At 46.2% G+C, this 234-nt stretch carries 1 protein-coding gene; it reads left to right on the top strand.

Translation table 11 applies throughout. From position 1 onward, the window contains the following. Positions 1–2: 2 nt before the first annotated feature. On the top strand, positions 3–234 hold a 232-nt coding region (locus tag KVT28_RS27025), incomplete at its 3' end, for a four-carbon acid sugar kinase family protein (protein ID WP_305801841.1).

The following is a 234-nucleotide window of genomic DNA, read 5'->3' as shown; positions in this document are numbered from 1 at the left end:
TTATGGTGAATGCTGGCTGGAAAGTGGTGCTGTTCAATGGCGTTCCTGCTGAGGCTTTTGCTCAGGAAGGAATCGACGCGGTTGTTATCGCACTGAAAAGTCGTTCGATTCCGACAAGAACAGCGGAAGAGCAGTCATTATCTGCATCCAATTGGCTAAAAGCTCAGTACTGTAAGCGGCAGCTTTTCAAATACTGTTCAACTTTCGATTCAACCAGTGAAAGCAATATCGGTC

Origin of the sequence: Pantoea sp. GbtcB22, from assembly GCF_019091025.1 — a bacterium.
GTDB classification, from domain to species: Bacteria; Pseudomonadota; Gammaproteobacteria; order Enterobacterales; family Enterobacteriaceae; genus Pantoea; species Pantoea leporis.
This window is presented reverse-complemented; position numbering and strand designations above follow the sequence as displayed.